Here is a 12660-nt window from a genome sequence, read left to right on the forward strand (position 1 = left end):
CGTGTGATGCAAAAAAGCGGCGGACAATCAGTCCGCCGCTTTCCATATGATGACGCCGTTTTGTCCGCCGAAGCCGAACGAGTTGCTGAGGGCGTACTGCACGCGCTCCTGCGCGGCGCCGTGGCGCAGGAGCCGCGCCGGGGCACCTGGTTCCGGGTTGTCGCAATGCAGGTTGGGCGGCAGCCACCCGGTGTGCAAGGCTTCGATGCAGGCCAGACTCTCCACGGCGCCGGAAGCACCGAGGGAGTGTCCGATGGAGCCCTTGATGGAACTGACAGCAATGTGGTCCAGGGCTTCTCCAAACACGTCGCGCAGCGCGTGGATTTCAGCGTCGTCGCCGGCCTTCGTGGAGGTTGCATGGGCGTTGATGTAGCCGATATCGCTCGGATTCAGGCGCGCCGAACGAAGCGCCTTGCGAATGGCGAGGCCAGCGCCCGTGCCCTCTGGATGCGGTGCGATTTGGTGGAAGGCGTCGTTGGTGGTGCCATACCCGACGAATTCGGCATAGATGCGCGCGCCGCGTGCCACGGCCCGTTCGAGGGGTTCGAGGACCAGGACGGCGGCGCCTTCACCCATCACCATCCCTGCGCGGTTTTGGTCGAACGGGCGGGACCAGGTCGACCGGTCGTCGGGGCCATGGATGGCGAGCGCGCCGGACGCGCGAAGACCCGCCAGCAAGGTCGGGGCGAACAGGCAGTCGGTGCCGCCAGCCAGCGCGAGGTCGATCTCGCCGCTGCGCAGCCACATCAAAGCCTCGCCAAGCGAGTTGGCAGAAGAGGCGCACGCGGTCGAGTAGGTGAGCACAGGGCCTTGGACGCCGTAGCGAATGGCCATCGAGGCTGCCGGTGCATTCGGGATGGACTTCGATACCAGCCGCGGTTCGGCGCGCGACGTCCGCTGCAGGACGAGGTCGGCTGCTGCGTCGTCAAAGCTGCGAACGGACCCGAACGTCGTGCCCATGAAGACGCCGATCCGGTCCGCATCGGTTTCCGGACGCCACGACGCGCCGCCGTCGGTCCCGAGGCCAGCGTCCTGCACTGCTTCCATCGCGGCCACGAGGGCCATATGTGTAAACCGTGCGGAATCTTTCACGATTTTTTGCGGGAGAAACTGTGTTGCGTCAAAATCGGCCGCGGGCGCGACGACGGGCGACAGCGCGGTCAGGGCAGGGTCGTCCGTGGGGCGAACAGCGGATTTGTTGTGAATGAGTGCATCCCAGAACTTCTGAACCCCCACGCCATGAGGGGACACCGTGCCTCTGCCAGTCACGGCAATGCGCATTGGTTCTGTTGTCATTTCATACGCTCCTTAGTTGGCATGTCCGAATCAGCATGTCCGTATGAGATCCTATGCAACGCCTATTATACTACATGCGATCCGCACCCGCTTCCGGCAAAGGAGAAATCGCCCTCGATTTCCAGTGCACAAGGCCCCCTGGAATACGATACAATGGCAACGAGTTCACGTATTTGAGATAGGGGCCGTACGCTGGCATGATTGAAACGAATCCAACGCCTGTGACCGATGTGGCAGGTGCGAAACCGGAACGGACGCTGGCTCCGGTTCGTCGAACTTCTTCCCTTCGCACGATTGCGCTGCGGCTGTTTTTTGCAGCCGGTATATATGTATATGTCCATGCGGCCTACCATGTACGAATCTGGGGCCGATTGCCGCGCAGACGATCCTCGACGCTGGTGCTGGCCAACCATCAGCACGATGTAGACGGCATGGTCGCGCCTTCGGTGCTGAATTTACGGCGCCCGTGGCGTTTGCCGGTATACTGTGTTGCCTCCCAGCGCTGGTTTGAACCTGGCTTTTTGTCCGTGCGCTTAAAAACGCGTTTGCGCCGTTTTACCAACCGCTGGAACCTTGCCAAGCTGTTTGAAGCGCTCGGGGTGCTGTCGATTGAAAACCAGCCGCTGTCGCGGCCGGACGCGAGCCTAGCGTACGACATTTTGCGGGAATTTGGGAACCTGCCGCTTGACCGCGTGTTCACGGACGACGCGCTGACGCGCTATCATCTTCGTCCGGGCGCAGCCCTGCGGGACTTGTGGACTCGCAGCAATGCACCTATCGCGCTTGTCCAAGGTTCGCTCCGCAACCTGCGTCCGCATTATCGACAGTTCATTCGCGAACGGGAGCGTGCGGTGATTGAAGAACAGGCCAGCCGGCTGGTGCATGTGCTCCAGGGCGGCGGCACGATGTTCATGACCCCAGAGGGACGGTACAGCAAAGACGGGCGAGTGGGGCCGCTGCGCGCGTCGCTGGACATGTTGCTGCCCATTGCAGCCAATGTGTACTTGTTCGGTCTGAGCTACGAATTGTTCACCCATCGCCGCGCGACCTTTTTGGGACGAGTGATTCCGTTCGACCATCGAAACCAAACCCTCGAGACGGTGCGAAAGGCGTTGTGCGCCGCGCGTCCCATCACCTTCACGCAGCTGTTTTCGGACTGGGTGTGCGCTGACACGCAGCCGCGTGCGTGCACGGCGGTTGTTCGCATCGCGTCCTTTACCGAAAGCGACTTGCGCGCTGCCATCGACGCCAGGTTGGCGCTGCTGCCGGCGCCAGCGTTTATCGACCCTGAGCTGCGCGACCACCGGCACCATGCGATTACCCGGGCGCTGAAAAACCTGGTCCGGACGGGAATTGTGCGCTTCGAGAACGCGCGGTTTCACCTGACGGAACACCGTACCAGCGTTCATTTTCCACGGGTGCCGGATATTCTGAGATTCCACGCAGAAATGTTTCGGGAGACAGTCGAATCGATGAACGCAGTGGAGGTCTGAGCGGAGAGCGCCCAGACCCCTGTTGTTCACCAATAGTAGGGGGCAACGGATGCAGCCGTGAGACCGGCTAAGGCGCCAAAGGCGAAGAACCACCCGGGCGAGTACACCAAGAGCGGTGCGCCTTCCGAACTGGCCACGGCGTGGGAGATTGCTGCATCGTTGTCTGTTGCATGCACCGTACGGGCGCCAATCGGCGTCATGTAGACACCGGTCGGCGTCACAGCGTGAAGCCAGCCATGATAGACGCGGCCGGAAACGTGGTATGCGTACACCGGATGCCCGACCAGCCGCCGTGCGTGCGGATAGAGCGGATGATGCATGGTGTGACCCCTCCTTCCTTCTTTTGGACGTACTACACGGTATGTCTGGCGCCTGTCCAGAAGCGCGGGCGATTGTCCACCTGCCGTTGCAAAACCCCATCTGCCCTGCGGCAGGTGCATAATTCCGCTGCGCGAGGAGACCCTGTTGGTTGACCATGCACGCCTCGCACTTGCTGTGAAGGGTGCATGGACAACCGATTCATCACACACCATTCCACGATTGGGGCGAGATCGCATTGGATCGCGACGACCTTCGCACGGTTCCCGATACGGACTCCGCGAAAGCTGCGGCGGAGAAGCCACTTGCTGAAGCAGACATCCTGGCGCAACTCGTTCATGTCAACTTCGTGAAATTCGTTGAAGTGGATGCCGCCGGCCAGGAACGGCCGGGGGACCGTCTGCCCGCCGTGGGCTATATCGTGTACAACACCGACTGTCACGAGTTTGCCCAGTGGTCCTTTCAAGGGTCCGACGATTACACGTTGGCGTCGGATGTATACGACCGGATTGTGCAGCACCATCCGCGGCTGGCACGCAGCATTGACGAATGGGGCGGGTTCTACCTCTGCGGGCAGTGGTGTCCGGTGACCCGCGACAGTGAGGTAGTCCATTAGCCTGCACACCTGCAGGCGCCCGATGGGGATTTATGCTCCGGCTGGCGCGCCCGTTGTGGCGACTGCGGTGGCGATAAAAAATCCTGCAATTCGGTGGCGTGTCAACTCACGTAAAAATGTTACCGAAGAGAAATGGCTAACTCATTTAAAAATCTAACCCAATCTCTATCCTTTCGGAGGATGAGTGGGAGGGGTGAATGGCCGAAGGCCAGAGGGGAGGAGCGAAGTGGCTTCCCCTGTTGGTGCCTGTGGAGCTTGTGGGTAACTCAAAGAGTTATCCATCAAATCCACAGGCGGTTTTTGTAAGTCTTTCAACGAGCTTCTTGAGTTCCGTTTGACCAGCTTCCCTTGGCTTCAATCCATGGAGCGGGTGCGGGCATAGGCGCCGGGGTAACATTGGCTCCCTCTGGGCCTTGCGCCAAGAGCGTAACCAACTGCCGATGCAGCTGAAGCGGGTTGAGCAATTCGGCCCATTGAGCCCAGTGTTGCTTACTATCTTCCGAGACGACATTAGCCTCCATCGCCCGCTTCAACGGTGTCCGGGCAATGTCGTACTTCTTCCGTACGTGGCTGCCTTCACGTTTCTTCTCGACGACCTTACGCATTGGCAAACAAGCGTTGGCATACACGTCAAGCCACGCGTATACGGTGTTGAGCCACGCGGCATGCTCTGGCGTGTCGTACCGGTCGTACCCGACGACTTCGCGTACAAGGAATCGATTTTTTTGCTCCACGTGGGCATTGTCGTTCTTTTTGTAAGGGCGGCTTCTCGTGAACGCCAAGCCATTCGCTTTCGTGAAGCGAACCAAGTGGCCATTGATGAATTCACTGCCGTTGTCACTGTGGATGCCCCATACCGGATACGGCCATTCAGTCAATATACGTTCCAATGCAGCCTTGACGCCGGCCTGGCCCCGGCCAAGTACGGCAAGGCGTCGGCTGTATCCTGTCACGACATCGACGACTGAGAGTGTGTAGGCAAAGTGGCCAAGGGACGAACCGCCGTTATGCTCGACCAAGTCGATTTCCAGTGCGCCGGGCCTGCCTTCGTTCCACTCATAGCGCTCCACAGGGATTTCTGAACGCAGATGCGCAGACGGTCGTTTATCGGCAGGAATGTGTTTCGCGCCGGGGCGTGTCCACTTGGCGATTCGGCGGGCTAGCGTCGCACGGCTAATCTGCTCCAGATCGCGCATGATTTCCGGCGTGAGCTTGAGTTCGCTGTGGTTGGCCAACTGCAGGACGGTGCTCGCCAGAACCGGGTGCAGGCGTTCTGCGCAAGGATAGTCGAGCGCTTCCCAAACCACCTGAACCACGGGCATAGCCTCAAGATATTGAAGAGGGCGAGTGCGCTTTGCGGGCGGCCTGTCGTGTTCAGGCTTAGGTTTCATAACGGCAATTGCATACTTGCGGACATAACCCAGAGTCTGCTCAAGTTCATCCAAAATCTGCGATTTTGCCTGTTTCGTGTTGGCTTTGAGGTAGCGTACGCGCATTGTACTCAGATACTCTCGCCGACTCTGCATTGACATCCGCACAACGATCCCTTCGGTAAGGTTTCTGTATGAGTGAGCCAATACCCTTTCGGTAAGATTTTAGCTGAGTGATCGCGGGTGGTTGCATTCAGTGCGCAGAGCGTGCTATACTGCAATAGCCGCTTTCAAGAGGCGTACATGCGGTCATGGCGGAATTGGCAGACGCGCAAGATTCAGGTTCTTGTGGGGGCAACCCCGTGGAGGTTCAAGTCCTCTTGACCGCACCATCGGAAATAGGTTTACATCACGCAGGGCTTGGAGGCACTCCAAGTCTTTTTTTAGTACGCCCGGCATGGGCGGTCTCTCCAGGGTGCAAGTCCCGAACGGGGGTTGGCGACATACCTACCGTTAGCCAAGAGCAAGGGTGTCCACCGCGAGGTGGAATCTGAAGGAAGCTGGAGGCAAACTCTCGACCCGAGGTACACGAATCGCATTTGAGGCTGTGACAGTTGGATGAGTTGCCTAAACACAACGAAGTCCGAAGTCGCCAAGGGCTGTGGCAGTAAACTGCGGCGGGTGCATGAGAGGAAAGAGGCCGTTCTTATCCGGGGAGGCCTGTCCGATACGCCAGTATAGCTGGTAACCGTCACCGGGAGGTGGCGCTGAACGGGCAGGAGTCAGCAGAGGCCATAGTACCTCGGCAAGCGCTTGTCGAGGGAAGGGCTGAACATGAAACGAGGATGGACTGGATGCGTTCGCACGACGAGCAGAGACAGCAGAATACCCCGCAAGGGGCCTCCACTCAGAGGGTAGCGGTGAAGCCGCGAGAGGCTGAGGAGAGAGGGCCGAGTTCGTCGTCGGTACAAGGACAGAACCCATCCTGCGAGGACAGTACCAACTTGCTGGAGAGGATGCTGCAGCGGGAGAACATGCTGCAAGCCCTCAAGCGAGTCGAGTCGAACAAAGGAGCGCCGGGCGTGGACGGAGTGACGGTAGAACAACTACGGTCGTATGTCCAGACGCACTGGGCTGACATCCGTCAGCAGTTGCTCGCGGGAACCTACAAGCCTCAACCCGTCAGGCGGGTCGAAATTCCGAAACCCGGAGGCGGGATGAGGAAGTTGGGGATTCCCGCTGTGATCGACCGACTCATCCAGCAAGCGCTTCTCCAGGTGCTCACACCCATCTTCGACCCTGGATTCTCACCGAACAGCTACGGGTTTCGCCCTGGGCGGAATGCCCATGACGCGGTGAAGAAGGCGCAGGAGTACATCCGAGAAGGGTATGCATGGACAGTCGATATGGACTTGGCGGCATTCTTCGACCGCGTGAACCACGACATGCTGATGGCACGAGTGGCACGCAAGGTGAAGGACAAGCGAGTTCTGCGGCTGATACGGGCGTATCTGAACGCGGGTGTGCTGGAGAATGGAGTTGTGGTGCGAAGTGAAGAGGGCACGCCACAAGGCGGGCCACTCAGCCCACTCTTGGCAAACATCCTGCTGGACGACTTCGACAAGGAGCTTACGAAACGTGGGCACAAGTTTGTCCGTTACGCGGACGACTGCAATGTCTACGTAAAGTCCCGCAGGGCTGGCGAACGGGTGATGGCGTCGCTTACGAGATACCTGGAGGAGGATCTAAAACTCAAGGTCAATCGAGACAAGAGTGCCGTAGACAGACCACAGCGACGAAAGTTTCTGGGGTTTAGCTTCCTGTACGGGAAGCAGGCGCCGATTCGATTGGCCGACAAGACCATCCAGCGATTCAAGGACAGGGTGCGCCAGATTACAAGCCGAACACGAAGCATGCCGCTGGCAGAGCGGATACGCCAACTCAACGCCTACATGATGGGCTGGGTGGCGTACTTCCGACTCGCACAGATGAAAGGGCATTGTGAACGGTTCGACGAGTGGATACGCCGAAGGCTCAGAATGTGCATCTGGAAGCAGTGGAAACGGGTGAGAACCCGATACCGCGAGCTCCGTGCATTGAACCAGCCGGAATGGGTCGTCCACATGATGGCAAACTCGCGCCGAGGGCCATGGTTCATGGCGAAGAACCTGAACAACGCCATGGACAAGGCGTACTTTGAGGCACTTGGTCTGAAGAGTCTTCAGGAAAGGTACTTGCAGCTTCGTAGTGTTTCATGAACCGCCGTATGCGGACCCGCATGTACGGTGGTGTGAGAGGTCGGGGGCTAGGCGCCCCCTCCTACTCGATTGTGCAAAGCGCCTGTGTTTCGGCCGCAGCCGCGGCAGATTTCTTTACGACGCGGCGGCTGGCAGGTACACTAGGAGCCATATGGCTGTTGCGGATGGTTCGGGGGGATACCCATGAAAATCACGAAAATGCATGGACTTGGCAACTGTTACATCTATGTGAGTACATTCGAAGAATCCCTTCGGGAGGAGGAACTCCCGTCCCTGGCGATTGCGGTGAGCGACATCCGCAAGGGGATTGGGTCGGACGGGTTGATTCTGATTGGACCGTCAGAGGCGGCGGACGTACGGATGCGGATTTTTAACGCGGACGGCTCCGAGGCGGAGAACTGCGGCAACGGGCTGCGCTGCGTCGCGAAGTATGCGGTGGAACACGGGTATGTCGGGTCGAATTCCTTCACGATTGAAACGAAGGGAGGCATTGTCGAGGCGTACGCACATCGCGGCGCGAACGGCAAGGTGGGGCGAGTGACCGTCGATATGGGCGTTCCCATGTTCGGGCCAGCGGCGGTGGGCTACTTGGGTGCAGCGAACGGGGATGCCGCCGTGATCGCGGTAGGTGAAGATACCTTTGAAGGGCAGCTGGTATCCGTCGGCAACCCGCACTTCGTGGCGTTTGTGGAAAATGCCGTTTCGCTGCCGGTGGCGGAGATTGGGCCGCACATCGAACGGCACCCGGATTTTCCGAACCGCGTCAACGTCGAGTTTGTCACGCCGCGCGGGCAGCACGAACTGGACTTTCGAGTTTGGGAACGCGGGTCTGGGATTACCTATGCGTGCGGCACAGGGGCTTGCGCGAGTGTCGCTGCAGGCGTCAAACGGGGATTGCTGTCGGGGCGCGTTACGGTTCACCTGCTGGGCGGCGACCTGGAGATTGAGATGAAGGACGGGCACGTGTGGATGACCGGTGAAGCCGTCGAAGTCCTGACAGGCGAATACCCTCGTTCATGACCTGCGTGCCCGCCAGTGAACTTGGTACACGTCAGCGAAATGCGCGCAACACGAGCACGACAAAGAACGCGATGACCGCCAGCGCGACGGCGATGGCCAGCGCACCGATGGCCAGTACGAACCAAGTGAGCAAGGTGCCTTCGATGAGTAACAGGAAGCCGCGCAGACCCTGTCGGTGAAAAATCAGGTTGTAGCCGTAGGAGAGCAGTACCATCGCATAGCACAGCACGGCGGCCAGCACGCTGAGGCCCAGGATGTGCGCAAATCGAAGCAGCACAATCCCCGCGCCGGCCGGAGTGCATAACGGCAGCAGAACGGTTTGGACATTCAGCAGCCGCAGGCGCTGACCCCGTGTCTTGAACACGTTGACGGTGAGGACGTGCCCAACCAAGGTATACATCCGGAACAAGCCATAGGCGGCGCACATGCATGCGGCGACGGCCGCAGCAACGCCGAGGACGACCACGGCCCAGCGGGCACCCGCCGGCAGCAAGCCCAGCATGTGGCGCTGCCAGACGCGCCGCCACCACGGGTGATAAGACACCGAAACGCTGGCGAGCAGGACAGCGGCGGACCAACTTGTGAACCACCGGGATCTGACGACGGCATCCGCCAGCGGCGTATCAAGCGCGCGATGTACTTCGTTCCATCCTGTGCACAGCCGAACCAGGGTACGCCAGTACTCCAACATTGAGGTCGCAGTCAAACCGCACACGCCTTCCGCCCGAATCGGGCTTGAATGAAATGGTTCCACCTGACATGTGATCATCGTAGAAAAAATGACATCGTCACTAGAGTACCCCCCGCGCGCATACGCTGTCTAGGCGAGGGGGGATGCAGGGTGGCCGTGTTGATTGGCTTTGGCGGCATCAAAATCGCAGCACAGACCAATAACGCAGGTGTGTGGTTTGGCCAGAATATGCAGAACGGCTGGGACGCACATTCCGTGACAAAGCTGGCCAGCGCTTTCGTCATGGGAGACTTTAACCTGACGTCGTCGATGTTCAGCGTGTACCTCGACCCGGACCTCATTGATGCGCCCATTCTCGACCAGGACCTCAAGGGCAACGCGAACCTCAATGTGCAAGGTGTCTAGCGCTTCGGAAGTGGTGTTTTGCGCGCGGTGGATGGCGCTTCGGGCCGCGTGCGAACGCAGGTGAACCGGGTTTCAGCTGCGGTAGACAAACCCGCGTCCAGGCACATACTGACGCTGTAAGCGCGACGTGTCCAACATGTGCTGGACATGGGCCCGCAAGGTCCGCTTCGCGACGCCTGCCGCACCGGGATGGACGTTGGCACCGTAGATGTGCTGGTAGAGTTCGTCCAAGGACAGCCAGGTGCCGCGGGCGAGGGCCGCAATGGCATCCTCGCGGGACTGCCGTCTCGCCAGCAGGGCTCCTGCTGCTGCCGCGGCGTCTCGCAAGGCCGGGCCGTGGCCGGGGCCTGCGATTTCAAAGCCGCTGTCGCGGATGGCGGCCAGCGCGGTGTAATAGTCCTGCATGTGGCCGTCCGGAGGCCCAATCCACACCGACCCTTCTCCGGCCAGGTGGTCACCCACCAAAATCACCCCGTCGTCCGGAATCAGCAGATGGATGTGCCCGTGCGTGTGACCCGGGCGATGTTCGACGCGGACCGACAGCGTGCCGACTTGGAATGCGGCGGGCATCTCCCGCAGCGCCTCGGCTTCTGCATCCAGCGTTCGCCGGGCACCTGCGAGGTCGACCGGGTGGATAAACGGGACCGACGCGGCAGCCTGGGCAAGCGGGACCAGCCCGTCTGTATGATCGCGATGATAATGCGTCGCGACCACCCCCTTGACGGTGTGGATGTGGTGCTGCTCCAGCAGCGTCAGCACACCGTCCACGAGCGTGGGCTCGCGGCTGCCCATATCCACCAGGATTGCTTCGCCGGAATGGTGGACAAGGTATGTGTTAGTGGAAAAGGCCGGTGGGAGCGTTGGCGTCGGAATCGTGACTCGCACGACATGCTCGGACAGTGACTCGGAAGAAATCTGCATCTTCGTACCCCCTCGGAGAGCGGCAGGCAACCATCGCCTCCAGTATGGTCATGGCCGCGGTCGATCACTTATAATTTATGGCAAGGGATTCTGCTACGCAAACGGGGTTCGAGACCATGAACAAGTTCGATGACCGAACATACTTCTTCAATCGGGAACTCAGTTGGCTTGCGTTTAACGAGCGCGTGCTGGCGGAGGCGGAGCGTCGAGAGAATCCGCTGTTTGAACGGCTGAAATTTTTGTCGATCACAGCGTCAAATCTAGACGAGTTTTTTATGGTGCGTGTCGCGGGACTCAAGGACCAGGTCAAGATTGGCTATGCGCAGCCGGACAACAAAACGCAAATGAAACCGGCGGAGCAGCTCGCCCGCATCGCCCGCCAGGCCCATGTGCAAGTGAAACGCATGTATGAGGTGTACCGGGATGTCCTGGTGCCAGCCCTGAGCCGGGAGGGGATTCGCTTTCGCACACCGGCTCGGCTGACGCGGCGGCAGCGGGCTGTGGTCACGGACTATTTTCATCGGCACGTGTTCCCCGTGTTGACGCCGCTGGCGGTGGACGCCAGTCACCCGTTTCCGCTCCTTGCCAACAAGGGACTCAACATCGCGGCGCTGCTGAAGGTCGACGCGTCGGCACAGGTGTCTGCGGCGGTCGATCCATTGGAAGCCGAAGATGACTTGCTGTACGCGGTGGTTCCTGTGCCTTCCGTGCTGCCCAGGTGTGTGGAAGTGCCGACCGCCGGGGGATTGACCTACGTCCTCCTGGAAGAAGTGATTCGCGCGCACCTCGAGGCCTTGTTTCCTGGCCACGAAGTGCTCGAGTCCGCTTGTTTCCGCATCACAAGAAACGGCGATATTTCGGTGGACGAGGAGCATGCGGAGGACCTGCTGGAGGAAATTGAAAAGGAGTTGAAGAAGCGCCAGCGGGGCGACGAAGTTCGCCTGGAAGTCTCGCACCGCATGGGCCGGGGGCTGCTGGCGTTTCTCAAAGACCGCCTGGAGCTGTCCAAGGATGATATTTACTGGATTTCGGGTCCGATTGATTTGACCTACCTGTCGCGCTTTGATGCGCTGCCCGGGTTTGACCACCTGCGTTTTCCGCCTCAGCTGCCGCAGCCGCCGCGCGACTTGATTGGGGAAATGGAAATTTTCGATGCCATCAAGCACAAGGACATCCTGGTCTTTCACCCGTACGAGTCGTTCGAACCCGTGGTTCATCTGGTCCGTCAGGCTGCGGACGATCCGGACGTGTTGGCCATCAAACAGACCCTGTATCGGGTGGGCCGCGATTCCCCCGTTGTGGAGGCGCTGGCGCGCGCCGCGGAAAACGGGAAGCAGGTGACGGTCCTGTTCGAACTGAAAGCGCGCTTTGACGAAGAAAACAATATTGTGTGGGCGAAAAAGCTGGAGGAAGCCGGCTGTCATGTGATTTACGGACTGGTGGGACTTAAAACGCACAGCAAGATTACGCTCGTGGTGCGCCGCGAAGGCGCCGAACTGCGCCGCTATGTGCACCTGAGCACAGGGAATTACAACCAGGCAACCGCCCGATTGTACACGGATATTGGCTTGTTCACGGCCAACGAGGCATTCGGTTATGATGCATCGGAGTTTTTCAATCATCTCACGGGCTACGGGATGACGCCGAGTTGGCGCCAAATCGTGACGGCGCCGCACGGGCTGAAGTCTGCGTTCCTTCAATTCATCCGCAATGAAATTGAGAAAACCACACCGGAGCACCCGGGACGCATCATCGCGAAGATGAATTCCCTGACCGACAAGGACATCATCATGGCGCTGTACGAAGCGTCGTTGGCGGGGGTTCAGATTGACTTGCTGGTGCGGGGCATCTGCTGCCTCCGGCCGGGGCTTCCGGGCGTCAGCGAGAACATCCGCGTGTCCAGCATTGTCGGCCGCTTTTTGGAACACAGCCGCATTTTCTATTTTCGGAACGGGGGAGAAGAAAGATTCTATCTGTCGAGCGCAGACTGGATGACGCGCAACATGATTAACCGAGTGGAAATTCTGTTCCCCGTCCTGCAGCACAACCTGCAGGAGCGGCTGCGTCACATCCTCGAGATTCAGTTGGCAGACAACGTGAACCGCTACCGCCTGCGTTCGGACGGCGTGTATGAAATGGTCGTGGAGGAAGGGAAGACGCTGTCGAGTCAGCAGTACTTCTACGAGGAAGCGCACCAGTGTGCACAGGAGCGTACGGCCGAGGGGCCTCGGCCGCTCATTCCAGTCACCGTTGTGTAAACGGTGAGTTTGTC

11 protein-coding genes and 1 tRNA gene are annotated in these 12660 nt (G+C 59.6%); 7 read left to right on the forward strand and 5 right to left on the reverse strand.

Going from position 1 to position 12660, the window contains the following annotated elements:
• Positions 1 to 27 precede the first annotated feature (27 nt).
• The gene (locus JI721_RS14735; RefSeq protein ID WP_274455614.1) at positions 28 to 1296 is read right to left on the reverse strand and encodes a beta-ketoacyl-[acyl-carrier-protein] synthase family protein; all 1269 of its coding nucleotides are present in this window, start codon (positions 1294 to 1296) and stop codon (positions 28 to 30) included.
• Between the two features lie 197 nt (positions 1297 to 1493).
• Between JI721_RS14735 and JI721_RS14740 the strand changes: the two genes are divergently transcribed.
• Positions 1494 to 2789 carry a hypothetical protein gene (locus JI721_RS14740; RefSeq protein ID WP_274455615.1) on the forward strand — a complete coding sequence of 432 codons (1296 nt, stop codon included), beginning with the start codon at positions 1494 to 1496 and terminating at the stop codon, positions 2787 to 2789.
• A gap of 26 nt (positions 2790 to 2815) precedes the next feature.
• On the opposite strand, the gene JI721_RS14745 is transcribed toward JI721_RS14740, so the two are convergent.
• The gene (locus JI721_RS14745; protein ID WP_274455616.1) at positions 2816 to 3109 is read right to left on the reverse strand and encodes a hypothetical protein; all 294 of its coding nucleotides are present in this window, start codon (positions 3107 to 3109) and stop codon (positions 2816 to 2818) included.
• Between the two features lie 236 nt (positions 3110 to 3345).
• Here JI721_RS14745 and JI721_RS14750 point away from each other — a divergent pair, with 236 nt between their 5' ends.
• On the forward strand, positions 3346 to 3723 hold the full coding sequence (locus JI721_RS14750; protein ID WP_274455617.1) for a hypothetical protein: 378 nt from the start codon (positions 3346 to 3348) through the stop codon (positions 3721 to 3723).
• Positions 3724 to 4034: 311 nt separating this feature from the next.
• Here the strand turns inward: JI721_RS14750 and JI721_RS14755 are convergent, their stop codons facing one another.
• Positions 4035 to 5045, reverse strand: coding sequence for a transposase (locus tag JI721_RS14755; protein WP_274457888.1), 1011 nt, complete (start codon positions 5043 to 5045; stop codon positions 4035 to 4037).
• 353 nt (positions 5046 to 5398) lie between these two features.
• Here JI721_RS14755 and JI721_RS14760 point away from each other — a divergent pair.
• From JI721_RS14760 to dapF, 3 genes are all read left to right on the forward strand, one after another.
• Positions 5399 to 5485: transfer RNA gene (locus JI721_RS14760), tRNA-Leu, on the forward strand.
• Positions 5486 to 5947: 462 nt separating this feature from the next.
• Complete coding sequence (gene ltrA, locus JI721_RS14765; protein WP_274455618.1) at positions 5948 to 7351, forward strand: group II intron reverse transcriptase/maturase; 1404 nt, start codon at positions 5948 to 5950, stop codon at positions 7349 to 7351.
• A gap of 183 nt (positions 7352 to 7534) precedes the next feature.
• A complete protein-coding gene (gene dapF, locus JI721_RS14770) occupies positions 7535 to 8371 on the forward strand; it encodes a diaminopimelate epimerase (protein WP_274455619.1) in 837 nt (278 codons plus the stop codon).
• Between the two features lie 31 nt (positions 8372 to 8402).
• Here dapF and JI721_RS14775 read toward each other — a convergent pair whose 3' ends face one another.
• Positions 8403 to 9077, reverse strand: coding sequence for a hypothetical protein (locus JI721_RS14775; protein WP_274455620.1), 675 nt, complete (start codon positions 9075 to 9077; stop codon positions 8403 to 8405).
• Between the two features lie 135 nt (positions 9078 to 9212).
• Between JI721_RS14775 and JI721_RS14780 the strand changes: the two genes are divergently transcribed.
• Positions 9213 to 9467 carry a hypothetical protein gene (locus tag JI721_RS14780; protein ID WP_274455621.1) on the forward strand — a complete coding sequence of 85 codons (255 nt, stop codon included), beginning with the start codon at positions 9213 to 9215 and terminating at the stop codon, positions 9465 to 9467.
• Positions 9468 to 9539: 72 nt separating this feature from the next.
• Here the strand turns inward: JI721_RS14780 and JI721_RS14785 are convergent, their stop codons facing one another.
• Positions 9540 to 10388: an MBL fold metallo-hydrolase gene (locus JI721_RS14785; protein WP_274455622.1), complete on the reverse strand. Its 849-nt coding sequence runs from the start codon at positions 10386 to 10388 to the stop codon at positions 9540 to 9542.
• Positions 10389 to 10504: 116 nt separating this feature from the next.
• Here JI721_RS14785 and JI721_RS14790 point away from each other — a divergent pair, with 116 nt between their 5' ends.
• Positions 10505 to 12646, forward strand: a complete 2142-nt coding sequence (locus tag JI721_RS14790) for an RNA degradosome polyphosphate kinase (RefSeq protein ID WP_274455623.1) — start codon at positions 10505 to 10507, stop codon at positions 12644 to 12646.
• The last annotated feature ends 14 nt before the right edge of the window (positions 12647 to 12660 follow it).

This window comes from Alicyclobacillus cycloheptanicus (assembly GCF_028751525.1).
In the GTDB taxonomy this organism is placed as follows: domain Bacteria; phylum Bacillota; class Bacilli; order Alicyclobacillales; family Alicyclobacillaceae; genus Alicyclobacillus_L; species Alicyclobacillus_L cycloheptanicus.

Coding starts and splice junctions, on each gene's coding strand:
- JI721_RS14755 (WP_274457888.1), bottom strand. CDS start 5,045: ATGCCCGTGGTTCAGGTGGTTTGGGAAGCGCTCGACTATCCTTGCGCA.
- JI721_RS14745 (WP_274455616.1), bottom strand. CDS start 3,109: ATGCATCATCCGCTCTATCCGCACGCACGGCGGCTGGTCGGGCATCCG.
- dapF (WP_274455619.1), top strand. CDS start 7,535: ATGAAAATCACGAAAATGCATGGACTTGGCAACTGTTACATCTATGTG.
- JI721_RS14740 (WP_274455615.1), top strand. CDS start 1,494: ATGATTGAAACGAATCCAACGCCTGTGACCGATGTGGCAGGTGCGAAA.
- JI721_RS14790 (WP_274455623.1), top strand. CDS start 10,505: ATGAACAAGTTCGATGACCGAACATACTTCTTCAATCGGGAACTCAGT.
- JI721_RS14785 (WP_274455622.1), bottom strand. CDS start 10,388: ATGCAGATTTCTTCCGAGTCACTGTCCGAGCATGTCGTGCGAGTCACG.
- ltrA (WP_274455618.1), top strand. CDS start 5,948: ATGCGTTCGCACGACGAGCAGAGACAGCAGAATACCCCGCAAGGGGCC.
- JI721_RS14735 (WP_274455614.1), bottom strand. CDS start 1,296: ATGACAACAGAACCAATGCGCATTGCCGTGACTGGCAGAGGCACGGTG.